Origin of the sequence: Bradyrhizobium glycinis (assembly GCF_016031655.1) — a bacterium.
GTDB lineage: Bacteria > Pseudomonadota > Alphaproteobacteria > Rhizobiales > Xanthobacteraceae > Bradyrhizobium > Bradyrhizobium glycinis.
Window position 1 is genome coordinate 274,640 of sequence record NZ_JACCHQ010000008.1, and the last position, 23,896, is coordinate 298,535.

Here is a 23,896-nt window from a genome sequence, read left to right on the forward strand (position 1 = left end):
CGTCATGCCTGAGGCATTCATCTACGACCACGTTCGTACCCCGCGCGGCCGCGGCAAGCCGGACGGCGCGCTGCACGAAGTCACCGCGCTCGCGCTTGCGACCGTGCCGCTGAAAGCCCTGAAGGAACGCAACAACCTGCCTGAGGATTCGGTCGACGACGTCGTGCTCGGCGTGGTCGATCCGGTCGGCGAAGCGGGCTCCGACATCGCGCGCTTCGCGGCGCTGAAGGCCGGTCTCGGCGAAGCCGTCCCTGGCGTGCAGATCAGCCGCTTCTGCGCCTCCGGCCTCGATGCCGTGAATTTCGCCGCGGCGCAGATCATGAGCGGCCAGCATGAGCTCGTGATCGGCGGCGGCGCCGAATCCATGAGCCGCGTCGGCATCGGCGCCTCCGGCGGCGCCTGGCCGATGGACCCCTCGATCGCGGTGCCTGCTTACTTCATGCCGCAGGGCGTCTCGGCCGACCTGATCGCAACCAAGTACGGCTTCTCGCGCGACGACGTCGATGCCTATGCCGTGCAGAGCCAGCAGCGTGCGGGCAAGGCCTGGGACGAAGGCCGCTTCGACAAGTCCGTGGTGCCGGTGAAGGACATCAACGGCCTCACCATCCTTGCCAAGGACGAGCATATGCGGCCCAATACCACGATGCAGTCGCTGGCGCAGCTGCAGCCGTCGTTCACGATGATGGCGCAGATGGGCGGCTTCGACGGCGTTGCGGTGCAGTCGCACCCGGAGATCGAGCGCGTCAATTACGTGCACCACGCCGGCAATTCCTCGGGCATCGTCGACGGCGCCGGCGCCGTGCTGCTCGGCAGCAAGGAAGCGGGTAGCAAGTACGGCCTGAAGCCGCGTGCCAAGATCCGGGCGTTTGCCAACATCGGCTCGGAGCCTGCGATGATGCTGACCGGTCCGGTCGACGTCACCGAGAAGCTGTTTGCACGCTCGGGCATGAAGAAGTCGGACATCGACCTGTTCGAGCTCAACGAGGCCTTCGCCTCCGTTGTGCTGCGCTACATCCAAGCCTTTGACATCGACAATGCCAAGATCAATGTCAATGGCGGCGCCATCGCGCTCGGCCATCCGCTCGGGGCGACCGGCGCGATGATCCTCGGCACCGTGCTCGACGAGCTCGAGCGCACCAACAAGTCCACCGCCCTGGTCACGCTGTGCATCGGCGGCGGCATGGGCACCGCGACCATCATTGAGCGCGTCTAAGGGTAGGGGAGCAACCAACATGTCGTACAAGAACTTCAAGGTTGAGACCGATTCCGACGGCATCGCGCTCGTCACCTGGGACATCCCGGGCCGCTCCATGAACGTGCTCGACGAGACCTCGACCAACGAGCTCGAGGCGATTGTCAAGGCGACCACGGCGGACGCCGCGGTCAAGGGCGTCGTCATCACCTCGGCCAAGGAAGCGTTCTGCGCCGGCGCGGACCTGTCCATGCTCGAAGGCATGAACCAGGCCTATGCGAAGGTTTTCAAGGAGCAGGGCGAGACCGCGGCGAACCAGATGCTGTTCGAGCAGAGCCGGCGCTTCTCGCAGGTGCTGCGCGGAATCGAAACCTCGGGCAAGCCGTGGGCGGCGGCGATCAACGGCCTCGCGCTCGGCGGCGGCTTCGAGATCACGCTGTGCTGCCACTATCGCGTGGCGGCAGAGAATCCCAAGACGCGCCTCGGCCTGCCCGAGGTCAAGGTCGGCCTGTTCCCCGGCGCCGGCGGCACGCAGCGCGTGCCGCGCCTGGTGCCGCCGCAGGATGCCATGACCATCCTGCTCAAAGGCGATCCGGTCACGGTCGACAAGGCCAAGGCGCTGAACCTGATCCACGCCATCGTTCCCGCCGCCGACCTCATCAAGGCGGCGAAGGACTGGATCAAGGGCGGCGGCAAGGCCGTCGCGCCGTGGGACGAGAAGGGGTTCAAGCTCCCGGGCGGCCCGGTGTTCTCCAAGGCCGGCATGATGATGTTCCCGGCCGGCAATGCGATCTATCGCCGCGAGACCTACGACAATTATCCGGCCGCGCGGGCGATCATGAGCTGCGTCTATGAGGGCCTGCAGCTGCCGATCGACGCGGCGCTGCGCGTGGAGTCGCGCTACTTCACCTCGGTGCTGCGCTCGAAGGAAGCGGCCGCGATGATCCGCAGCCTGTTCCTGTCGATGCAGGAGCTCAACAAGGGCGCGCGCCGTCCGAAGGACGTGCCACCGACCAAGGTGAAGAAGATCGCCGTGATCGGCGCCGGCTTCATGGGCGCGAGCGTCGGCTACGTCTCGGCCCGCGCCGGCCTCGACGTCGTCCTGATCGACCGCGACCAGGAGAGCGCCGACAAGGGCAAGGCGCATGCGCAGAAGGTGATCGAGGAGCAGATCAAGAAGGGCCGCGCCAAGCCCGCGGACGCCGAAGCGTTGCTCGCGCGCATCACGGCCACCGCGGACTACGCGGCGCTGAAGGACGTCGACCTCGTCATCGAGGCCGTGTTCGAGGACCGCAAGGTCAAGGCGGAGACCTTCGCCAAGGCGCAGCAATATTTGAAGCCCGACGTGATCTTCGCCTCCAACACCTCGACGCTGCCGATCACCTCGCTGGCCGAGAGTTTCAAGGACCAGGGCAAGTTCATCGGTATCCACTTCTTCTCGCCGGTCGAGAAGATGATGCTGGTCGAGATCATCCTCGGCAAGAACACCGGCGATGTCGCGCTCGCGACCGCGCTCGACTACGTCCGCCAGATCGGCAAGACGCCGATCGTGGTCAACGACTCCAGAGGCTTCTTCGCCAATCGCTGCGTCGGCCGCTACGTCGCCGAAGGTAACGAGATGTTCCTGGAGGGCGTGCCGCCGGCCATGATCGAGAACTGCGCCAAGATGGCCGGCATGCCGGTCGGCCCGCTCTCGCTCTCGGACGAGGTCGCGCTCGACCTCGGTCTGAAGATCATGAAGGCGACCGAAGCCGATCTCGGCCCCAACGCGATCAATCCCGAGCAGAAGAAGCTGATGGTGGAGATGGTCGAGAAGCAGGGTCGTCTCGGCCGCAAGAACAGCAAGGGTTTCTATGATTACCCTGAGAAGGGCAAGGGCCAGAAGAGCCTGTGGCCGGGCCTTTCCGCGCTGCAGCCGAAGCAGCTCGACCCCGACACGCTCGACGTCGAGGAGCTGAAGCAGCGCTTCCTGGTGGTGCAGGCGGTGGAGGCCGCGCGCACCGTTGAGGATCACGTCATCACCGACCCGCGCGAAGCCGATGTCGGCTCGATCCTCGGCTTCGGCTTTGCGCCGTTCACCGGGGGAACGCTGTCCTATATCGACTTCATGGGCACGAAGAAGTTCGTCGAGCTCTGCCACAAGCTGGAGGCGAAATACGGCTCGCGCTTCACCCCGCCGAAGCTGCTCGAGGAGATGGCGGCGAAGGGTGAGACCTTCTATGGCCGCTTCGCGCCGAAGAAGGCAGCAGCCTGACGGAAGCCTCGGGACCATGCCCAAACAAAAGGCCGGATCATCGATCCGGCCTTTTTCATTTTCGTCGCCGAAGGGCAAGAAGGCGCGGCCCGATACCGCATCGTCGGCGAGACTGGCCCTCCTCACCCAATCTCCACCCTGGCCACGCTCGCTTCGCCCTGGCACCGCTCTTGCTGATGATCCACCGGATGGCTGATCGACATTGAAGGTGTCCCGCAATGATCTCCACGGTGTCTCAAGACAGCGCAGCCGGCGTTGCGGTAAGATACGCCCCCTTGTTGCTGCTGGGTCGGCCGTGGCCGCGCCGCCGGCTCCTCCGGCGGCGCAGGAAAATTCCTTCGTGGGTCGGCCTGGCCCTACTCGTCCTCATCTTTGATGTGGCGTTGGCCGTGCTTGCCTGGTTTGCCGTCGATCTCGTCCTGCACTGAAAGCTCACCTCTGTGCACATAGAATGTCGCCGCCAAATAGGCGACCTGGCCGGCGATCAGGCAGCCGACGACGATTGGAACGCCCGTCCAGAATCCAAAGCCTGAGGTCTGAAGGATCGTCGCGGCAAGGATCGCAGTCGCCGGCGAGACCAGCAATAGAGTCCAGACTCGGAAGATTAGCCCCGTCGCCAAGCCGGTGATTGCGCTCGCGAGCAGGAGGAGGAGTGCAGTCGTCACGATAGTTTTTCCGGTCGGACGGTTAGCGTCCTGTCTCACGCTGAAGCTGAGCCAAGAGCATTGCTCCCACAAGGGTGGTGACGTCCGCGGAGCGCACAACGCCGAGTTATTGTTAACCCGGACAATGCTCGTAAAAATCGGCGTCAGCGCATCGCAAATCTTCGGATTTCGCGGATATGGCAAGGAAAGAGCCGAATCATCCGTCCGGCTCTTCGTCGCCCCGCCTGTCGTGCTTCGCGAACGGTGGACCAGACCTGATTGGCGATCATCTGGACAATCGCTTGGCCTTCCGTCACGATCTCATTTGCTGTCGAGGCCCAGGCAGGGACCTCTGGCCCCAAGGGGGGTCAGCTTCAGATAATCCTCACTATTTTCGCGCTTCTTGGCGTCGCTACCGACCTCGACCAGGCCATAGGGCGGGCTGGCCTCCAGAAGCACGATGTGGGGACGGCGGGCACTCACCGGGCAAACCGTCCGGTTTCGAGGAATTCCTTCCCCTGAAGCTTGGTTCGGCCGAAAGAGCGACTACATGCACCTGCCTGAAATAGTCAAGATTGATGCAGGTGCATCGAATGGAGTAAGAGACGGGCGACGAGCTTGAGCGGGACCATGAAACGCAAACCATCGACCGAGGCAACCGCCGCCTGGATCCGCCTGATGCGGGTGCAGAGCCGCGTGCTCGATTGCGTCGAGCAGGACTTGAAAAAGGCCGGCTTCCCACCGCTGGCCTGGTATGACGCGCTGCTCGAACTGTCGCGGGCGCCCTCGGGCGAGCTGCGGCCGGTCGAGCTCGAGCGGCAGATGCTGATCCCGCAATATTCGACCTCGCGGCTGATCGACCGGCTGGTCGACGAGGGTCTCGCCTCGCGGCGCGAATGCAAGATCGACAAGCGCGGCCAGTTCGTCGAGATCACGGAAGCGGGCCGCGAGCTGCAGAAGCGGATGTGGGGTGCCTATTCGGCCGCGATCGAGAAATATGTCGGTTCGAAACTGTCGGACGCCGACGCCGTCAAGCTCAGCAATCTGCTCGATCGCCTGGGCTGCTCTTGCGGCGAGATGAAACTGCCGCCCGTGGCCGCCAACGAAAGCATGCCGTCGCGATGATCGCGCGGCAACCCCGCTCGCCCGTGCAACCGGTGGGTTCGCGGGCCGTCCCTGTCACCCGCGCGCGTTCGGTCGAAGCGCTTTTGATTAGAGTTTGATATGGCGCGAGACCAGATCGACATGACGCCGCTGCAATCACGCGACGAGCTCGTCGCGTGGTTCGAGGCCGGCTGCAAGGACCCGTCCGAATTCCGCATGGGCACCGAGCACGAGAAGACGCCGTTCACGCTCGAAGGCCATCGTCCGGTGCCGTACGAGGGCGCGCGCGGCATCGGTGCGCTGCTCGAAGGCATGAAGCTCCTGCTCGGCTGGGAGCCGATCATGGAGCAGGGCAACATCATCGGCCTCTACGACGTCACCGGCGGCGGCGCGATCTCGCTCGAGCCCGGCGGCCAGTTCGAACTGTCCGGCGCGCCGGTCGAGAACGTGCACCAGACCCAGAGCGAGCTGATGGCGCACTTGGCGCAGGTGCGCGAGATCGCAACGCCGCTCGGCATCGGCTTCCTCGGCCTCGGCATGACGCCGTCCTGGTCGCGCGCCGACATCCCGGTGATGCCCAAGGGCCGCTACAAGATCATGACCAATTACATGCCGAAGGTCGGTCAATACGGCCTCGACATGATGTACCGGACCTGCACGGTGCAGACCAATCTCGACTTCTCCTCCGAAGCCGACATGGTCAAGAAGCTGCGCGTCTCGCTCGCGCTTCAACCGGTCGCAACTGCGCTGTTCGCCAATTCCCCGTTCACTGAGGGCAGGCCGAACGGCTTCCTGTCGTTCCGGTCCGAAATCTGGCGCGACACCGACAACGCGCGCGCGGGCATGATGCCGTGGGCGTTCGAGGACGGCATGGGGTTCGAGCGCTATGTCGATTATGCGCTGGACGTGCCGATGTATTTCGTCAAGCGCGGCGAGGAATATATCGACGTATCCGGCTCCTCGTTCCGCGCCTTCTTCGACGGCCGCAACAACAACCTTCCCGGCGAGCGTCCGACCTTGTCGGACTGGGCCAACCACCTCTCGACGATCTTCCCGGAAGTGCGGCTCAAGCGCTATCTCGAGATGCGCGGCTCCGACGGCGGCCCGTGGGGCCGCTTGCCGGCACTGCCGGCGTTCTGGGTCGGCCTACTCTACGACGACGCTTCGCTCGATGCCGCCTGGGACCTTGTGAAGCACTGGACCTCGCATGAGCGCCAGGCCTTGCGCGACGACGTGCCACGTCTCGGCTTCAAGGCGCGGATCAAGGACCGCTATCTGTTCGAGATCGCCAAGGAATGCCTCGTTCTTGCCCATGCCGGCCTGCGCCGGCGCGGCCGGATCGATCAACTCGGCCGCGACGAAACGCGGCATCTCGAGCCGCTCGATCGCATCATCGATTCCGGTCGGACGCCGGCCGAGGAGATGCTGGATAAATTCAACGGTTCTTGGAAGAACTCGGTGGAACCGGCCTACGCGGAATACGCGTTCTAGACCTCTGAAGCCGGGCATCCGGGATTCAGCCGTTCATCGCCCATACAGGTTTGCGGCGATCAAATGACCGGCTGAAAAAAAACCTGAGCGTCGTCAATAACTCGAAAGCTGTTCCGATGGGGAAGGGCCGCCTGTCCGGGGCCGTCATGGCCAGCGTCGCGGCATGTGTCACGCTGCTTGCGCTTGCATTTGCGAGCGCGCCGGCGCTTGCCCAGACGGCGTTCGACCGGCCCGGCGGCGACTATTTCAGTACGCCTGTCACCTCGGGCGATCCCGAGGATTGCGCGCTGCTGTGCGAGCGCGATCGCCGCTGCCGCTCCTGGAGCTTCAATTATCCCGATATCGAAGGCGGCTCGGCGGTGTGCTGGCTGAAGAACACCGTGCCCGCGCGCGTGCCGGGCAGCTGCTGTATCTCCGGGGTGCGCGGCGCCGGCGTGATCGAGCCGCGCGTCGAAGGCGTCGAGACGTCGATCGACCGCCCCGGCGGCGACTTGCGCAATTTCGAGATCAAGGACGGCGAAAGCGTCGAGGCCTGCAAGGCCGCCTGCACCGCCGACAACAAATGCCGCGCCTTCACCTATGCCCGCCCCGGCTACACCGGCCGTGAGGCGCGCTGCTTCCTGAAGAAGGAAATCAAGCCGCCGCGAAGGAAGGCGGGGTTCACGTCGGGCGTGGTGCGGTAATAAGTCTCACCGCTGTCATTGCGAGCTTCGCTCGCAATGACGAGGAGGATGAGGCAGGCACCTCACTCCGCTGCGATCACCGTAATCTCCGGCCACAGCGCCTTCCATCGCGCGGCCTTCGCCGCGTAGTTCGCGACGGAAAAATTCGGTCCTGGATTTGGCCGCGCGATCAGGGCTGCGATGTCGTCAAACCCGCGCGGTGCGTAGACCTCGTGGCCATCGCTTGCGCGCCTGACGCCGACCTGCGTGTTCTGCGTGAGGAAGCGGTCGATGCCTTCCCTCGAGCTTCTCAGCGGCGGATAGGGCAGGCCGTGCTTGCCGGGGTACCACATGTGCACGCGGGCCTGGTTGCGGGTCTCGACCTTGACGCCGAGATGACCGAGCCGGGCAGATAGATCCCGGATCACCGCGTCTTCTGCCTCCCACGATGTGTCGGAATCGAAATAGAACACGTCGTAATCGGCGATGCCGTGGTCGATCGGGCGCCCCGTGAGCACGTTCCATACCGTCTGCACCAGACATCCCGACACCAGCCACGCATCCGGCAGTGCAAGCCGGTGCAGCTCGTCGACGATCGCGGCGTTGACCGGATTGCGTAAGGCGAGGGCGAGGAATTCGTCCTTGCTCACCCTGCGACCAATCAATGCACGGCGGTGAAGAACCGCGCCAGCCTGAATCCGGACAGCCAGGTCCACACCGGCTGGCTGCGCATGCCGAGGTCCCAGGAGCCGACCACTGCGTCTGCACGTCCGATCAGATTATCGATCGGCAACAGGCCGACGCCGCCGGAGCGCAGCGGCACGCGGCTGTCGGCGGAATTGTCGCGGTTGTCGCCGAGCACGAACAGATGCCCGGCCGGGACCGTCACCTCGGGCGTGTTGTCGAGCGGCCCGCTGTCGCGCATCTTGAAGATCAGATGCGAGACGCCGTTCGGCAGCGTCTCGACATAGCGATAGGCGGGCTCGCTGCCGCCATGGTCGTCCTCGGCGGCGCCGACGCCATCGGGCTTCAGCTCGGCGGGGCGGTCGTTGATGAAGAGCTGGCCCCGCCGCATCTGGATGCGGTCGCCGGGCAGACCCACGACGCGCTTGACCCAGGCCTGCGAGCGATCGCCGGGCCAGCGGAACACGACGACGTCGCCGAGCTTCGGCGTCTCCGCGAATACACGGCCGCTCTCGGGCAGGCTGATCTGAATCGGCAGCGACGAGGTGCCGTAGCCATAGGGGAATTTCGAGGCGAGCAGCGCATCGCCGATCAGGAGCGTCGGCTCCATCGACCCCGACGGCACGTAGAACGGCTCGGCGAGCGCGCCCTTGGCGATGAAGACCGCGGCGACGATGCCGGCGAGCTGCACGAGTTGGCCACCCCAGCCGCTGCTTTTCCGCTTCGGGGTGACCGTTGCCTTCTCGATGCTCATGCGCCCGTTCCACCCACCGTAATGCGTTCCATCAGCAGCGACGGCTGGCCGACGCCGACAGGCACGCCCTGGCCGTTCTTGCCGCAGGTGCCGATGCCAGTATCGAGCGCAAGGTCGTTGCCGATCATGCGGATGCGATGCAGGTCCGTCGGCCCGTTGCCGATCAGCATGGCGCCCTTCAGCGGCGCCCCGATCTTGCCATTCTCGATCTTGTAGGCCTCGGTGCACTGGAACACGTACTTGCCCGAGGTGATGTCGACCTGGCCGCCGCCGAAATTCGCGGCGAACACGCCGTTCTTCACCGAGGCGATGATCTCCGCCGGGTCGCGGTCGCCCGCGAGCATGTAGGTGTTGGTCATGCGCGGCATCGGCACATGGGCATAGCCCTGGCGGCGGCCGTTGCCGGTCGGCTTCATGTTCATCAACCGGGCGTTCTGACGGTCCTGCATGTAGCCGACGAGGATGCCGTCCTCGATCAGCACGGTGCGGTTGGTCGGCGTGCCCTCGTCGTCGATCGACAGGGAGCCACGGCGCGAGGCGATGGTGCCGTCATCCACCACGGTGACACCCTTGGCGGCGACCTGCTGGCCCATCAGGCCGGCAAATGCGGACGTCTTCTTGCGGTTGAAGTCGCCCTCGAGGCCATGGCCGACCGCTTCATGCAGCATCACGCCGGGCCAGCCGGCTCCCAGCACGACGTCCATCTCGCCGGCCGGGGCCGGAATCGATTCCAGATTGACCAGCGCCTCGCGCAGCGCGCCATCGGCGGCCTCGCGCCAGGACCTCGTCTCGATGAATTCGGCATAGCCGGCGCGGCCGCCATAGCCCTTGCTGCCGCTCTCCTGGCGATCGCCCTGGCCGGCGACAACGGAGATGTTGACGCGCACCAGCGGACGGATGTCGCGATAGCTCTCGCCGTCGGGCCGCAGGATCTCGACAACCTGCCAGGTTGCGCCGAGACTCACACTGACCTGCCGCACCCTCGGATCCTTGTCGCGGAGGTAAGCGTCGATCTCGGCGAGCAGCTTGACCTTGGTCTCGAAGCCCGGTGCATCCAGCGGATTGTCGTCGCCATAGAGCCGCACATTGGTGTGCGGCGGCGGGGCGGCAAAGCTGCCGGAGTAACCGCCGCGCACGGCGGCAACCGCATCGGCGGCGCGGGTCAGCGCCGGCAGCGACACGTCGGAGGAATGCGCATAGCCGACCGCATCGTCCTTGACGGCGCGCAGGCCAAAACCCTGCGAGGTGTCGTAGGTCGCCTGCTTTAGCCGCCCATTGTCGAACATCAGCGCTTCGGTCTGGCTGTATTCCAGGAACAGTTCGCCGTCGTCAGCGCCCGAAAGCCCGCGCGCGACCTCGCTGCGAACCTGGTCGCGGTCGAGATTGGCACGGTCGAGCAGGGAGGTCGTGGCAGGATTGGTCATGCGTCCGTCCATTAGCGGAAGATGTGGGGCAAGATAATGGTTTCGGACCGGTTCCGCGAGAGCGCGAAGCCTCACATTACGGAAACAAAAGGATCGCCAAGGTTAGCCGCTCCTACGGCAGCTTGTCATAGCCCTCGCCGAGCCCGTTCAGGCTGAGCGGGAAGCCGATGCCTTCTTCCGGCGTCTCGAAGATGATGAAGGTCGCGGTCTTGGCGCTGCGGAGCTGACCGAGCAGCTTGTCCTCCAGCACGACCTCGGCGACGCAGCCGTTGGGCAGGCAGCGCACGAAGCCGGCGCGGCCGACATCCTGGTTGTCGAGCTTGAGCCCGAGGCCGGAGGGCAGCAGGACCCCGAGCGGGGCGACCACGCGCATCAAGCGGCTCTTCTGGTCGGCGGTCTTGAGCACGATCACGGTCAGGCCGGCATTGGAGCGGTCTTCCGCCACCACGCTCTGGATCAGGGCGCATTGCTCGGTCTGGGCACCGGGCGGGGTGTCGCAGCGGATCTGCCAGTCGCCATGGACGGAGCGCACCGCGCCCTGCGCATGGGCAAGCCCCGGCAGCGCCAGCAGGACAATCGCAGCCACAAGGGTGGTGAGCGCCGGGACGCCGTTCGCCGGCCTTGCCATCGATCTCGAAAGCCCCATCGGGTCGGTCCCTCTGCTCGCCTGGGTTGCTCGCGCTTGGCGGACTGATCTGGCGGACTGATACGGAATGACGGCGTCTTGAAGGCGATTCCCAAGCAAATTCCGCGCCGCCCACACCGCCATCGCTCGCACGAATCAGGCTGCTGCGTGGCAGGCTTCCAGTGCCTACCGCGGGCAATTCCGCTGTCAAGCCGCAGCGTCCCCGGGAACGGTATTTTTGTCTGATCTTGCTGGGAAATATCTTGCCGGTGATGGCTGGTAGACGGGGCTCAAGACTGCATTGCGATAGATCAAGAATTATGGTTTGAGAGGCTTGATTTCGGCGTTCTAGCGATCTGGCCCCAATTCCTCTTAGAGGTATTCTTGCGTGGCGGTTTGTCGGACTGGCGGATCGAATAAGCGTTTCCCGGAAAGAGGGGAATGCACTTGGGGTGATTTCGGAAGGGGAGCGCGACGACATGAGGATGTCGATGGGTCGGGTGGGCCGGCAATTGCTGGGATTGGCCACCATCGCCTTGGTGGCGGCTGGAGTCACGCTGGCGACGGGTGGTGCGGCATTGGCCGACCTCGGGCAGCCGGCGCCGTGGGAGTGGACGCTCCAGCAGTCCGGTTCCCCGGTGATGGACAACATCGTCTGGTTCCACAACTTCCTCTTCGTGCTGATCACCCTGATCACGCTGTTCGTCCTGGCACTGCTCGTGATCGTGGTCGTCAAGTTCAACGCGAAGGCCAATCCGGTGCCGTCGCGGACCACCCACAACACGCTGATCGAGGTGGCGTGGACCCTCGTTCCGGTGCTGATCCTGGTTGGCATCTCGGTGCCGTCGTTCCGGCTTCTGTTCCTGGAGCTCGACGTGCCGAAGGCGGATCTGACCATCAAGGCGACCGGCAAGCAGTGGTACTGGTCCTATGCCTATCCGGATAACGGCAAGTTCGAGTTCGACTCGCTGATGGCCCAGGACAAGCAGCCGCGCCTGCTCGGAGTCGACAACGAGATGGTGGTGCCGGTCAACAAGGTGATTCGAGTCCAGACCACCGGCGCCGACGTGATCCACGCCTTTGCGGTGCCGGCTTTCGGCATCAAGATCGACGCCATCCCGGGCCGGCTGAACGAGACCTGGTTCAAGGCCACCAAGACCGGCATGTATTACGGTCAGTGCTCGGAGCTGTGCGGCAAGGACCACGCCTTCATGCCGATCGCCGTGCGCGTGGTGAGCGACCAGGAGTTTGCCTCCTGGGTCGAGACGGCGAAGAAGAAATTTGCGAGCGGCGGCACCAGCACCTACGCCTCCGCGGCCGGCCCGACGCAGTAAGCGCCGGGTGACGGCCTGAGGGACTGAAAGCGACAAAGGGCGGGACCTCCAAAGGTCCCAATGGGACGCAAGGCAGGATTTGAAAATGGCAACGAGCGCAGCGGCACACGGCGATCACGCGCATCATGACGAGCACGCCCATCCGACCGGATGGCGGCGTTACGTCTATTCGACCAACCACAAGGACATCGGCACGATGTACCTGGTCTTCGCGGTCATCGCCGGCATCATTGGTGCGGCGATGTCGATCGCGATCCGGGCCGAGCTGATGTATCCGGGCGTGCAGGTCTTCCACGAGACCCACACCTACAACGTGTTCGTGACCTCGCACGGCCTGATCATGATCTTTTTCATGGTCATGCCCGCGATGATCGGCGGCTTCGGCAACTGGTTCGTGCCGCTGATGATCGGCGCGCCCGACATGGCGTTCCCGCGCATGAACAACATCTCGTTCTGGCTGCTGCCGGCCTCGTTCGCGCTGCTTTTGATGTCGACCTTCGTCGAGGGCGAGCCGGGCGCCAACGGCGTCGGGGCGGGTTGGACCATCTACGCGCCGCTGTCGACTTCGGGCCATCCCGGCCCGGCGGTCGACTTCGCGATCCTGTCGCTGCACCTCGCCGGTGCGTCCTCGATCCTCGGCGCCATCAACTTCATCACCACCATCTTCAACATGCGCGCGCCGGGCATGACCCTGCACAAGATGCCGCTGTTCGTGTGGTCGATCCTGGTGACGGTGTTCCTGCTGCTGCTGTCGCTGCCGGTGCTCGCCGGTGCGATCACCATGCTGCTCACCGACCGCAATTTCGGCACGACCTTCTTCGCCCCCGACGGCGGCGGCGACCCCGTGCTGTTCCAGCATCTGTTCTGGTTCTTCGGTCACCCGGAGGTCTACATCCTGATCCTGCCCGGCTTCGGCATGATCAGCCAGATCGTCTCGACCTTCTCGCGCAAGCCCGTGTTCGGCTATCTCGGCATGGCCTATGCCATGGTCGCGATCGGCGGCATCGGCTTCGTGGTGTGGGCGCACCACATGTACACGGTCGGCATGTCATCGGCGACGCAGGCCTATTTCGTCGCCGCCACGATGGTCATCGCGGTTCCGACCGGCGTGAAGATCTTCTCCTGGATCGCCACGATGTGGGGCGGCTCGATCGAATTCCGCGCGCCGATGATCTGGGCGGTGGGCTTCATCTTCCTGTTCACGATCGGCGGCGTCACCGGCGTCGTGCTGGCGAACGCGGGTGTCGATCGCGTGCTGCAGGAGACCTACTACGTCGTTGCGCACTTCCATTACGTGCTGTCGCTCGGTGCGGTGTTCGCGATCTTCGCCGGCTGGTACTACTGGTTCCCGAAGATGTCGGGCTATATGTACAACGAGGGCCTCGCGAAAGCGCACTTCTGGGTTACCTTCATCGGCGTCAACCTGGTGTTCTTCCCGCAGCACTTCCTCGGCCTCTCCGGCATGCCGCGCCGCTACGTCGATTACCCCGACGCGTTCGCGGGCTGGAACCTGGTCTCGTCGCTCGGCTCCTACATCTCCGGCTTCGGCGTGCTGATCTTCCTCTACTGCGTGCTTGACGCCTACATGAAGAAGGTGCCGGCGGGCAACAATCCCTGGGGTGCGGGCGCGACCACGCTGGAGTGGACGCTGTCCTCGCCGCCGCCCTTCCATCAGTTCGAAGTGCTGCCCCGGGTGCAGTAAGCAATCCCCCGCGGCGCCCGTGACGGGCGCCGCGGCGCTGTAACAAAACGAGTAGATCTAAGTGTCCGTGCTCGACCACAACGCCATCGACAGCAATCCCCGCATCTCCGAAGCGGAGGTTGGCGACTATCTCGCGCTGCTCAAGCCGCGGGTGATGTCGCTGGTGATCTTCACCGCGCTGGTCGGGATGGCGATGGCGCCGGGGCATTTCCATCCCGTGCTGGCGATCACCTCGCTGCTCTGCATCGCGGTCGGTGCCGGCGCCTCCGGGGCGCTCAACATGGCGCTCGAAGGCGACATCGATGCCAAGATGTCGCGCACGGCCAACCGGCCGATCCCGCGCGGCCGCATCACCCGCCCTGAAGCGATGACGTTCGGCATGACGCTCGCCTTCTTCTCGGTGATGACGCTCGGCATCCTCGTCAACTGGATCGCGGGCGCGCTGCTCGCCTTCACCATCTTCTTCTACGTCGTGATCTACACGATGTGGCTGAAGCGCTGGACCGCGCAGAACATCGTGATCGGCGGTGCGGCCGGCGCGCTGCCGCCGGTGGTGGCCTGGGCGTCGGTGACGGGCACGGTCGATGTCGAGCCGCTGCTGCTGTTCGCCATCATCTTCTTCTGGACCCCGCCGCATTTCTGGGCGCTGGCGCTGTTCCGCTCCGACGACTACGCGCGCGCCGGCATTCCGATGCTGCCCAACGTCGCCGGTCCCGACGCGACGCGTCTGCAGATCCTGCTCTACACCATCGTGCTGATCGCAGTCGCCGCCGCGCCCTGGGCGCTCGGCTATTTCGATGCCGTCTACGGCGTGGTCTCGCTGATCCTCGGTGCCGGCATGCTGGTGCTCGCCATCAACGTCTATCTCCGCCGGACGCGAGCTGCGTCATTGCGCGCGACCCGCAAGCTGTTTGCCTTCTCGATCCTGTACCTGTTTGCGCTGTTTGCGACCCTGCTGGCCGAAGTCGTGTACCGGGCGCTTGCTCCGATGATTGGGGGCGCATGATCACCGCGATGGCCGACAAACCCGAGCCGGAAGGAATCGTCCTCACCGAGGCGCAGCAGAAGAGCCGGCGTCAGCGCTCCATCGCCATCGCTCTGGCGCTCGGCGTGCTCGTGGTGCTGTTCTTCGCCGTCACCATGGTCAAGGGGCCGGCAGTGCTCGTGCGGCCGATGTAGGAAACATGGATCACGAGCCGACCATATCGCAGGACGTCAGCGCCAAGTCGGGCAGCCCGGCCAAGCGCCGCGGGCTGGGGCGCGATGTGGTGGTCGCGTCCATCTGCGGCGGCGTGGTCGCGCTGATGGTCGGCGCTTCCTACGCGGCGGTGCCGTTCTACAACTGGTTCTGCCGCGCCACCGGCTTCAACGGCACGACGCAGGTGGCGACCTCTGCGCCGGCCACGGGCCCGATCGCGCGGAAGATCTCGGTGCGCTTCGATTCCAACGTCGCGCCCGGCCTGCCCTGGAAGTTCGAGCCGGAGCAGAGCGAGATCGAGGTCAATGTCGGCCAGGTCGCGACGGTCTTCTACACCGTGACCAACCAGGCGGCGCGCGCCACTGCGGGCCAGGCCGCCTATAACGTCGCGCCCCTGACGGTCGGCGCCTATTTCCAGAAGATCAACTGCTTCTGCTTCACCGAGCAGACCATGGCGCCCGGTGAGAAGCGCGAGATGCCGGTCGTGTTCTACGTCGATCCGTCGATCGCGGCCGATCACGAGAACGACGGGCTGAGCACGATCACGCTGTCCTACACGTTCTATCCGGTGCGCGATCCCGTGGTGAAACCGCTGGCATCGGGCGAGGGCGACAAGCGCAAGGGAAATCTTTGACCGCAGGGCTCACGCTCGGGCGGTTGGACACAAGGGGATAAGTGCCTGATAGGCACGGGATTGAGGAGAGAGACGGAAATGGCCACGGCGCACACCAAGCATCACGATTATCACCTGGTCGATCCCTCTCCCTGGCCGGCGGTCGGCTCGCTCTCGGCCTTCATCATGGCGGTCGGTGCAATCGCCTGGATGCACCACATGTTCTCGGCCGCGCCGATCGTGTTCGGCATCGGCACCGTGGGCGTGCTTTACACCATGGCGAGCTGGTGGGCCGACGTGATCAAGGAAGCCCAGTACAAGGGCGACCATACCCGGGTCGTGCAGCTGCATCACCGCTACGGCATGATCCTGTTCATCGCCTCAGAGGTGATGTTCTTCGTCGCCTGGTTCTGGGCTTATTTCAACGCGGCGCTGTTTCCCGCCGATGCCGTCCACGCCACCCGCGATGCGGTGTTCGGCTGCGGCCTCGGCACGCAGCCCGGCGCCTGCGCGGTCCCGGGCACCTGGCCGCCGAAGGGCATCGAGACCTTCGATCCCTGGCATCTGCCGCTGCTGAACACGCTGATCCTGCTCACGTCAGGCACCACCGTGACTTGGGCGCACCACGCGCTGCTCGAGAACGACCGCCAGGGCCTGAAATACGGCCTGATCCTCACCGTTCTCCTCGGCGCTGCGTTCACCTGCGTGCAGGCCTATGAGTACGGCCATGCGGCGTTCTCCTTCGCCGGCAACGTCTACGGCGCCACGTTCTTCATGGCGACCGGCTTCCACGGCTTCCATGTGCTGGTCGGCACCGTCTTCCTGCTGGTGTGCCTGTTCCGCGCCTATGCCGGCCACTTCACGCCGAAGCAGCATCTCGGCTTCGAGTTCGCGGCCTGGTACTGGCACTTCGTTGACGTGGTCTGGCTGTTCCTGTTCCTCTGCATCTACGTCTGGGGACGCGGCGCCGAGACCATGGCCCACGCCGCGCACTGAGCCGTATCGAACCGATCGGGAAGGGCGGCCGCAGGGCCGCCCTTTCGCTTTTCGGCCGCCGGAAGTTTCGTCGGAAACTGTGATAGAGCGTTTTCGAGCGAAGTGGACACCGGTTCGCGTCAAGAAAGCGCGTCAAAACAAAAATCTAGAGCTTCGGTTCTGATTCAATCAGAACCGAAAATGCTCTAGAGTCCGCCATCATGAACGACAGTGCCGGCACACCCCCGTCCGAAACCACCGTCCTGCAAAGCGCGCTGCGCGGGCTTGCCTGTAGATGCCCGCGCTGCGGCCAGGGCAAGCTTTATGCTGGGTTTCTGACGCTCGCGTCCGCTTGCGACCGTTGCGGGCTCGACTATTCCTTCATCGATACCGGCGACGGTCCGGCGATCTTCATCATCATGCTGGCGGGCGGCATCGTCGTTGCATGCGCCCTCATCGTCGAAGTCAAATATCAGCCGCCATATTGGCTGCATGCCGTGCTCTGGTTGCCGCTGATCCTCGCCACCACGCTGTTGCCACTGCGCTCGATGAAGTCGCTGCTGATCGCGCTGCAATTCCACCACAAGGCGGCGCCGGGCCGGCTGGTCGATCGCGCGAAATGAACGAGCCTGCGTCGCGCAAGGGCCCCGTGGCCGGCTTCGCGCTGTTCACGCTGTTCCTGACGGCTGTGTTCGTCGCGCTCGGCGTCTGGCAGTTGCAGCGCCGCACAGCCAAGCACGAGTTGATTGCGGCACTCACCGAGCGGCTTGCGGCCGCGCCGGTTGCGCTGCCGCCATCCGCGCAATGGGCCGCGCTCAATCCCGCCCGCGACGAATTCCGCCGCGTCAGCTTCACCGCGACCTACGCAGCGCTCCCCGATGCGATGGTCTATTCCTCCGGCTCCGCGGTGCGCAAGGACGCTTCCGGCCCCGGCACCTGGGCGTTTCTGCCGGCGCGGCTTCCCAGCGGCGAGATGGTCGTGATCGACGCGGGCTTCGTCGAGAACACCATGCAGGATCGCGGCGTCGAGGATCGCGCGGTGAAGAAGCTCGTCACGGGCGAGCCGGTTGAGCTCACCGGATACTTGCGCTTTCCCGAGGCGCCAAGCTGGCTGACACCGGCGGAGAATCGCGGCAAGCGGCTCTGGTTCGTGCGCGATCATCTGGCAATCGCAAGCGTGCTCGGCTGGGGCGCTGTTGCGCCGTTCTATATCGATCTCGAACGGCCCGCGCCGGCGAACGGCATCCCGCGTCCGGGACCCCTCGAGGTCAATCTCAAGGACGACCATCTGCAATATGCAATCACCTGGTTCACGCTTGCAGGCGCCGTGCTCATCGCCTTCGGCGTGTGGGCAAGAGGCCGGCGGCAGAGCTGAGCTCATTGGCGCATGATCCGGAAAAGTGTGTAGCGGTTTTCCGAAAAGATCATGCTCAAACGACAGGTCCCTTGAAGGAACCCGGTATCGCCCGGGGTTTATTATTCAGCGCATATTCACGAGTGTAGTTCTAAGCCGCCGGTATTGTCCGCGGCAGATTGGGTGCGGCGTGAGTGATTTCGACCAGATGGGAATTATCGTCGACTGGGTGGATGCCTGCCGTAAGGGCGACCTCGCAGCCCTGCTCGACCTCTATGCCGACGACGCGCAGCTCGAATGCACGTGCCACGGCGCGCGGCGCTATCACGGCCGGAGCGAGATCGAGGCCTATTGGCAGCCGCGGCTCAGCGCCTTCTCGTCGGCAGGCTTCGGGCTGGAAGAGATCCATCCCGCGCCCCACGGCGTTCACCTCGAATATTCCGTCGCCGGCGCGCTGCGCATTCAGGCCTCATTCCGCTTCAGCCCTGATGGCAAGATCCGCAGCACGCTGTGCGAACCGGCGCTGCAGAATGCGCATGATGGCTGCGCCTGCTGAATCAGCCCGGCGATGGAGTGTCCCGCATCGTCTGCGCCGGAAGGCGGCAGCGCACGTAGGTTCGCTCATCTACGCGCAACAGCGATAGCGATCCGCTGAGCGCGCGCACGCGCTCGTGCATGCCGGTCAGGCCGCGGCCGAAGACATTGTCCGCAGGAAAACCGCCGCCATCGTCGGAGATCTCGACGACGAGCGTCTTGTCGACAACGGTCGCCTGCACGTGGGCGTTGCCGGCGTTGGCATGTCGCAGCACGTTGGTCAGTGCCTCCTGGATCACGCGATAGACGGTCTGCGCCAGCGGCTCGCCGATTCCGCTGAGATCGGGATCAATCTTGTCCGTCAGGACGATGTGAGGTGCCTGCTTGCGAAAATTCCGGAGCAGCGTTTGCACGCTGCGCGAAAGCCCGAGCTCCTCGATATAGAGCGGCCGCAGCCGGTCGAGGATGCGGCGGTTGGTCTGCTGCAGTGCCTCCACAGATTGCAGCAGGTCCTGTGCCGAATTGCCGAGATGTCCCATCGGCTGGGAGGTCTCGGTCAGCGCGATCGTGCCGGCGCGGATGCTGAAGAGGAGAGGCCCGAGCTCGTCATGCAGTTCGCGGGCGAGATCGCGCCGCTCGTCATCCTGCAGCGACACCAGGCGGTGCATCAGATCGCGATTGTCCTGGCTCAATTGCGCCAGCGTTGCAGCCAGCGCATTCGCCTCCTCGCAGCCTTGCCGGATTTCCGCCGGGCCTCGGACCGGAATTGGGCTCGTGTAGTCGCCCCGTCGTATTCGCGTGAGACCTTCGCCGAGATCTTGCAGTGGGCGCAGGACAGATCCCGACATGACATAGGCAATCGTGCCGGTCAGAATCATCAGCACGGCGAGGAGGCTGGCGAGCGCAAGAAAGCCGATCCATTTCTCGAACAGGTCGGCCGACATGTCCTGCAGGAATACGATATCGCCGACACGTCTGCCGTCGATCATCACCGGAAATGCCGTGTCCGTGTCGTGGACAACGAGAAGGTCGATGAACCAGCGCGGTACGCCATGCGGCTTGCGCAGGTCGTCCTTCGGCGGTAGCACGGGACCTGCTTCCACGCTGCGGAATTGGATATCGGAGGAGGTGTCCAAAGAATGGACAAAGGCGTCGAGGGTCTGCCTTGGATTGTCCGATGCGCTCAAGGCGTTGTTGAGCGCGGCGGCGACCGCCTCAGTCGAACGCCGCCGCGGCTCGTTCTCCTCCGCCAATTGATCCGTCGCGAAGATCTGAAGCAGCACGCCGCCCAGGATCAGCGCCGCGAGAAAACTGGCGCCGAGCGGGAGAAACAATTGAGTCCGGAACGAAAGTCGTCGCCACATTAGGTCAATTCTAACGCGTATCGGCGGGATTTGCTCTTTCCATTTATTCCCGGCGGGCTATGAGTCGAAAAACAAGAGGGTGCGCGATGCAAGATACCGCCAAGCTGGCGACGAGGGTCCTGATCGTCGACGACCATCCTGTGGTGCTGTCCGGCTGCCGCACCCTGTTCGCATCCGATCATTCAATCCGCATTGACGAGGCGAGCGATGCCAAATCCGGCCATCGCGCCTATGTCAGCAAGCGGCCCGACGTCACCGTGATCGACATCAGCCTGCCCGACGTCTCCGGTTTCGAGCTGATGCGACGCATCCGCAAGGACGATCCCGACGCCAAGATCATCATGTTCAGCATGAACGACGATCCGGCCTTCGTCGTGCGGGCCGTCGAGCTTGGGGCGCAGGGCTATGTCTCCAAAGGCGACGATCCCAGGATCCTGCTGAAAGCGGTGCGCAAGGTCGTCGCGGGTGACAACTTCATCTCGCCGCAGCTTGCGGAAGCCGTGACGTTTTCCGGTGCGGCGATCAAGGCCAACCCCGCGTCACAGATGACGCCGCGGGAGCTCGAAATTCTCCGCTTGCTCGGACGCGGCGACAAGATCGTCGAGGTCGCCGAGGCGCTCGGCATCTCCTACAAGACGGTCGCCAACACCACGTCCCTGCTCAAGCAGAAGCTTGGCGCCAAGAACCATTCCGACCTGATCCGGATCGCAGTCGAAATCGGGATGAACTGACTTTCGCCAGCGACCGAACCGGCTGCTTCAGGATGCAGCGGTTCGGCCGACGGATCGACGCCGCCGTTGGCCGGGCAATGCATGGACAACGGGCTGACACCCATCCGCCGACACAATGGGCTGAGGCTGTATTCGTTCCGCGGCTAATTCGGGAAAAAGCGGAGTTCAGGGCCAGGATCACGGCGGGGACTTAGCTGCAGCTGCCGAAACGAACCAGAACCGGGTCGGGAAGAATAGGAACATTTTCGACATGCGCGGGTTTTGGACTTGACGATTTCGTGACAGGCGACGAAAGCTTGCCGGAACAGTTTTGAGGGTCGGCGACCCCGACGAGGCAAAACGGTCTGCACACAACGACAGGCCTTCCAAGGGAAGGGCTGCGGCAATGCCGCAGCCCTTTTTCATTGGGCAAGGGGGGTGGCCCGGAAGCGGTTTCCCGATGCCGCAAAACACTCTATGGTGGTTCAAAGCCTCTGGCTGTTGACAAGTAATTACGTAAAATCAAAGGCTTAAGGGTCAAGCTTCGGCCCGGCCGCCTTTGGAGGGCAATTTGACTCGTTATATCTCGACCCGGGGCGAGGCCCCCGAACTCGGCTTTTGTGACGTGATGCTGACCGGGCTTGCCCGCGATGGTGGCCTGTATGTGCCCGCGGTGTGGCCACAGCTTCCGAGCGAGACGATCGCCGGCTTCTTCGGCCGCCCCTATTGGGAGGTCGCGGTCGACGTGATTCGTCCCTTCGCCGGCGGCGAGATTTCCGACGCCGAGCTCGGGCGAATGGCGAACGAGGCCTATGCCACCTTCCGCCATCCTGCGGTGGTGCCGCTGCGCCAGATGTCCCCGCACCAGTTCGTGCTGGAGCTGTTCCACGGTCCGACGCTCGCCTTCAAGGACGTGGCGATGCAGCTGATCTCGCGGCTGATGGACCATGTGCTCGAAAAGCGCGGCCAGCGCACCACCATCGTGGTCGCGACGTCAGGCGATACCGGCGGCGCCGCGGTCGAGGCCTTTGCAGGCCTCGAGAACGTCGATCTCATCGTGCTGTTTCCGCACGGCCGCATCTCCGAGGTGCAGCGGCGGATGATGACGACGACGGGCGCGGCCAACGTCCATGCGCTCGCCATCGAGGGCACCTTCGACGACTGCCAGGCGCTCGTGAAGGCGATGTTCAACAACCATCGCTTCCGCGATGCGACCTCGCTCTCCGGCGTCAATTCCATCAACTGGGCGCGCATCGTCGCCCAGGTGGTCTATTATTTCACCTCCGCCGTCGCGGTCGGTGCTCCGGCGCGCGCGGTCGATTTCGTCGTTCCGACGGGCAATTTCGGCGACATCTTCGCCGGCTACGTCGCCAAGCGCATGGGGTTGCCGGTGCGCACCCTGCGCATCGCCGCCAACGTCAACGACATCCTGGCGCGCACACTGAAGACCGGCATCTACGAGGTGCGCGAGGTGCACGCGACGGCATCGCCGTCGATGGACATCCAGATCTCCTCGAACTTCGAACGGCTGCTGTTCGAGGCCGGCCGGCGCGATGCCGCCGGCGTGCGCCGCCTGATGGAGTCGCTGAAGCAGTCCGGCCGCTTCGTGCTGCCCGATGCGACACTCGCCGCGATCCGCGAGGAGTTCGACGCCGGGCGCGCCGACGAGACCGAGACTGCGGCTGCGATCCGCGCCGCCTGGCGCGAAGCAGGCGAGCTGGTCGATCCCCATACCGCCGTGGCGCTCGCCGTCGCGGACCGCGACACCACCGATACGAGAGTGCCGAGCATCGTGCTTTCCACCGCCCATCCGGCCAAATTCCCCGATGCCGTCGAGGCGGCCTGCGCCCAGCGGCCGCAATTGCCGGCTTGGCTCGACGGCTTGATGACCAAATCCGAACACATGAGGGTGATGAAGAACGATCAGGTCGAGCTCGAGCGGTTCGTGCTGTCCACCAGCCGCGCCGCAAAGCAGGGAGTTGCCGGATGAGCGTCGAGATGTCCAAGCTTGCCTCCGGCCTCACCGTCGTCACCGACGAGATGCCCCACCTCGAGACGGCGGCGCTCGGCGTCTGGGCCGGCGTCGGCGGACGCGACGAGAAGCCGAACGAGCACGGCATCTCGCATCTCCTGGAGCACATGGCGTTCAAGGGCACGACCAGGCGCTCCTCGCGCGAGATCGTCGAGGAGATCGAGGCGGTCGGCGGCGACCTCAATGCCGGCACCTCGACCGAGACCACGTCCTATTACGCGCGGGTGCTGAAGGCCGACGTGCCGCTCGCGCTCGACGTGCTCGCCGACATCCTCGCCAATCCCGCCTTCGAGCCCGACGAGCTGGAGCGCGAGAAGAACGTCATCGTGCAGGAGATCGGTGCTGCGCAGGACACGCCCGACGACGTCGTGTTCGAGCATCTGAACGAGCTCTGCTATCCCGACCAGCCGATGGGCCGTTCGCTGCTCGGCACCGCCAAGACGCTGCGCGCCTTCAACCGCGACATGCTGCGCGGCTACCTGTCGACGCATTATCGCGGGCCCGATATGGTGGTGGCGGCGGCCGGCGCCGTCGACCACGGTCAGGTCGTCGCCGAGGTCGAAAAGCGTTTCGCGAGCTTCGAGGGTGCGCCCGGGCCGAAGCCGCAGGCCGCTCGGTTCGGCCAGGGCGGCGCCAAGGTGGTGCATCGCGAACTCGAGCAGGCGCATCTGACGCTGGCGCTCGAGGGGGTGCCGCAGACCGATCCTTCGCTGTTCCCGCTGCAGGTCTTCACCAATGTCCTCGGCGGCGGAATGTCGTCGCGCCTGTTCCAGGAGGTTCGCGAGAAGCGCGGCCTCTGCTACTCCATCTACACCTTCCACGCGCCCTACACCGACACCGGGTTTTTCGGCCTCTATACCGGCACCGATCCCGCCGACGCGCCGGAGATGATGGAGGTCGTGGTCGACATCATGAACGATTCGGTGGAGACGCTGACCGAGGCCGAGATCGCCCGGGCCAAGGCGCAGATGAAGGCGGGGCTGCTGATGGCGCTGGAGAGCTGCTCCTCCCGCGCCGAGCAGCTCGCCCGGCATGTGCTGGCCTATGGGCGGCCGCAGACGGTGCAGGAACTGGTGGCCCGGATCGATGCCGTCAGCATCGAATCGACGCGGGACGCGGCCCGTGCGCTGCTGTCGCGCAGCCGGCCTGCGGTCGTCGCGTTGGGCAGCGGCAGGGGTCTGGACACGGCGGTGTCTTTTGCGGAAGGATTGACACGGGCGCGCGCCAAGGCGCGGCTGCATTAGGA

The 23,896-nt window shown here is 64.7% G+C and carries 24 protein-coding genes; 17 read left to right on the forward strand and 7 right to left on the reverse strand.

What is annotated here, in order from left to right:
* Window positions 1–4 precede the first annotated feature (4 nt).
* Window positions 5–1,213, forward strand: coding sequence for an acetyl-CoA C-acetyltransferase (locus tag HZZ16_RS14970; protein ID WP_197949199.1), 1,209 nt, complete (start codon window positions 5–7; stop codon window positions 1,211–1,213).
* Window positions 1,214–1,232: 19 nt separating this feature from the next.
* Window positions 1,233–3,446 carry an FAD-dependent oxidoreductase gene (locus HZZ16_RS14975; protein WP_197949200.1) on the forward strand — a complete coding sequence of 738 codons (2,214 nt, stop codon included), beginning with the start codon at window positions 1,233–1,235 and terminating at the stop codon, window positions 3,444–3,446.
* Window positions 3,447–3,802: 356 nt separating this feature from the next.
* Here the strand turns inward: HZZ16_RS14975 and HZZ16_RS14980 are convergent, their stop codons facing one another.
* Together HZZ16_RS14980 and HZZ16_RS14985 are read right to left on the reverse strand one after the other, a co-directional pair.
* Window positions 3,803–4,111, reverse strand: coding sequence for a hypothetical protein (locus HZZ16_RS14980; RefSeq protein ID WP_210342468.1), 309 nt, complete (start codon window positions 4,109–4,111; stop codon window positions 3,803–3,805).
* Window positions 4,112–4,411: 300 nt separating this feature from the next.
* Window positions 4,412–4,573, reverse strand: coding sequence for a glutathione S-transferase family protein (locus HZZ16_RS14985; RefSeq protein WP_197949201.1), 162 nt, complete (start codon window positions 4,571–4,573; stop codon window positions 4,412–4,414).
* A 147-nt stretch (window positions 4,574–4,720) separates the two neighbouring features.
* On the opposite strand from HZZ16_RS14985, the gene HZZ16_RS14990 reads away from it, so the two are divergent.
* The 3 genes from HZZ16_RS14990 (at window position 4,721) to HZZ16_RS15000 (ending at window position 7,368) form a co-directional block, all read left to right on the forward strand.
* Window positions 4,721–5,215 (forward strand): MarR family winged helix-turn-helix transcriptional regulator, encoded by a 495-nt coding sequence (locus HZZ16_RS14990; protein ID WP_197949202.1) that lies wholly within the window; start codon window positions 4,721–4,723, stop codon window positions 5,213–5,215.
* Window positions 5,216–5,314: 99 nt separating this feature from the next.
* Window positions 5,315–6,685: a glutamate--cysteine ligase gene (locus tag HZZ16_RS14995; RefSeq protein ID WP_197949203.1), complete on the forward strand. Its 1,371-nt coding sequence runs from the start codon at window positions 5,315–5,317 to the stop codon at window positions 6,683–6,685.
* A 116-nt stretch (window positions 6,686–6,801) separates the two neighbouring features.
* Entirely contained in the window at window positions 6,802–7,368 is a 567-nt protein-coding gene (locus HZZ16_RS15000; RefSeq protein WP_197949204.1) for a PAN domain-containing protein, read from the forward strand.
* A gap of 62 nt (window positions 7,369–7,430) precedes the next feature.
* On the opposite strand, the gene HZZ16_RS15005 is transcribed toward HZZ16_RS15000, so the two are convergent.
* From HZZ16_RS15005 to HZZ16_RS15020, 4 genes are all read right to left on the reverse strand, one after another.
* A complete protein-coding gene (locus HZZ16_RS15005) occupies window positions 7,431–7,997 on the reverse strand; it encodes a nucleotidyltransferase family protein (RefSeq protein ID WP_197949205.1) in 567 nt (188 codons plus the stop codon).
* Between the two features lie 11 nt (window positions 7,998–8,008).
* A complete protein-coding gene (gene lepB, locus HZZ16_RS15010) occupies window positions 8,009–8,785 on the reverse strand; it encodes a signal peptidase I (protein ID WP_197949206.1) in 777 nt (258 codons plus the stop codon).
* The gene (gene tldD / locus HZZ16_RS15015; RefSeq protein WP_197949207.1) at window positions 8,782–10,209 is read right to left on the reverse strand and encodes a metalloprotease TldD; all 1,428 of its coding nucleotides are present in this window, start codon (window positions 10,207–10,209) and stop codon (window positions 8,782–8,784) included. Before tldD ends, lepB begins: the two co-directional genes overlap by 4 nt.
* 112 nt (window positions 10,210–10,321) lie before the next feature.
* Window positions 10,322–10,855, reverse strand: a complete 534-nt coding sequence (locus HZZ16_RS15020) for an invasion associated locus B family protein (protein ID WP_197949208.1) — start codon at window positions 10,853–10,855, stop codon at window positions 10,322–10,324.
* Between the two features lie 458 nt (window positions 10,856–11,313).
* On the opposite strand from HZZ16_RS15020, the gene coxB reads away from it, so the two are divergent.
* The 9 genes from coxB (at window position 11,314) to HZZ16_RS15065 (ending at window position 18,566) form a co-directional block, all read left to right on the forward strand.
* Window positions 11,314–12,168, forward strand: a complete 855-nt coding sequence (gene coxB / locus HZZ16_RS15025; RefSeq protein ID WP_197949209.1) for a cytochrome c oxidase subunit II — start codon at window positions 11,314–11,316, stop codon at window positions 12,166–12,168.
* 85 nt (window positions 12,169–12,253) lie between these two features.
* Entirely contained in the window at window positions 12,254–13,870 is a 1,617-nt protein-coding gene (gene ctaD / locus HZZ16_RS15030) for a cytochrome c oxidase subunit I (protein WP_197949210.1), read from the forward strand.
* Window positions 13,871–13,931: 61 nt separating this feature from the next.
* The gene (locus HZZ16_RS15035) at window positions 13,932–14,876 is read left to right on the forward strand and encodes a heme o synthase (protein WP_197949211.1); all 945 of its coding nucleotides are present in this window, start codon (window positions 13,932–13,934) and stop codon (window positions 14,874–14,876) included.
* Window positions 14,873–15,049 (forward strand): cytochrome c oxidase system small membrane protein, encoded by a 177-nt coding sequence (locus HZZ16_RS15040; protein WP_197949212.1) that lies wholly within the window; start codon window positions 14,873–14,875, stop codon window positions 15,047–15,049. The genes HZZ16_RS15035 and HZZ16_RS15040 overlap by 4 nt, the downstream gene beginning before the upstream one ends.
* A 5-nt stretch (window positions 15,050–15,054) precedes the next feature.
* Complete coding sequence (locus HZZ16_RS15045) at window positions 15,055–15,702, forward strand: cytochrome c oxidase assembly protein (protein ID WP_197949213.1); 648 nt, start codon at window positions 15,055–15,057, stop codon at window positions 15,700–15,702.
* Between the two features lie 78 nt (window positions 15,703–15,780).
* The gene (locus HZZ16_RS15050) at window positions 15,781–16,677 is read left to right on the forward strand and encodes a cytochrome c oxidase subunit 3 (RefSeq protein WP_197949214.1); all 897 of its coding nucleotides are present in this window, start codon (window positions 15,781–15,783) and stop codon (window positions 16,675–16,677) included.
* 200 nt (window positions 16,678–16,877) lie between these two features.
* The gene (locus tag HZZ16_RS15055) at window positions 16,878–17,279 is read left to right on the forward strand and encodes a DUF983 domain-containing protein (protein WP_197949215.1); all 402 of its coding nucleotides are present in this window, start codon (window positions 16,878–16,880) and stop codon (window positions 17,277–17,279) included.
* On the forward strand, window positions 17,276–18,031 hold the full coding sequence (locus HZZ16_RS15060) for an SURF1 family protein (protein WP_197949216.1): 756 nt from the start codon (window positions 17,276–17,278) through the stop codon (window positions 18,029–18,031). The genes HZZ16_RS15055 and HZZ16_RS15060 overlap by 4 nt, the downstream gene beginning before the upstream one ends.
* A gap of 169 nt (window positions 18,032–18,200) precedes the next feature.
* Window positions 18,201–18,566: a nuclear transport factor 2 family protein gene (locus HZZ16_RS15065; RefSeq protein ID WP_197949217.1), complete on the forward strand. Its 366-nt coding sequence runs from the start codon at window positions 18,201–18,203 to the stop codon at window positions 18,564–18,566.
* Window position 18,567: 1 nt separating this feature from the next.
* Here the strand turns inward: HZZ16_RS15065 and HZZ16_RS15070 are convergent, their stop codons facing one another.
* Window positions 18,568–19,908, reverse strand: coding sequence for an ATP-binding protein (locus HZZ16_RS15070; protein ID WP_197949218.1), 1,341 nt, complete (start codon window positions 19,906–19,908; stop codon window positions 18,568–18,570).
* Window positions 19,909–19,994: 86 nt separating this feature from the next.
* Here HZZ16_RS15070 and HZZ16_RS15075 point away from each other — a divergent pair, with 86 nt between their 5' ends.
* From HZZ16_RS15075 to HZZ16_RS15085, 3 genes are all read left to right on the forward strand, one after another.
* Window positions 19,995–20,639, forward strand: coding sequence for a response regulator transcription factor (locus tag HZZ16_RS15075; RefSeq protein WP_028178165.1), 645 nt, complete (start codon window positions 19,995–19,997; stop codon window positions 20,637–20,639).
* A gap of 550 nt (window positions 20,640–21,189) precedes the next feature.
* On the forward strand, window positions 21,190–22,608 hold the full coding sequence (gene thrC / locus HZZ16_RS15080) for a threonine synthase (protein ID WP_197949219.1): 1,419 nt from the start codon (window positions 21,190–21,192) through the stop codon (window positions 22,606–22,608).
* Window positions 22,605–23,894, forward strand: coding sequence for a M16 family metallopeptidase (locus HZZ16_RS15085; RefSeq protein ID WP_197949220.1), 1,290 nt, complete (start codon window positions 22,605–22,607; stop codon window positions 23,892–23,894). Before thrC ends, HZZ16_RS15085 begins: the two co-directional genes overlap by 4 nt.
* Window positions 23,895–23,896: the final 2 nt, after the last annotated feature.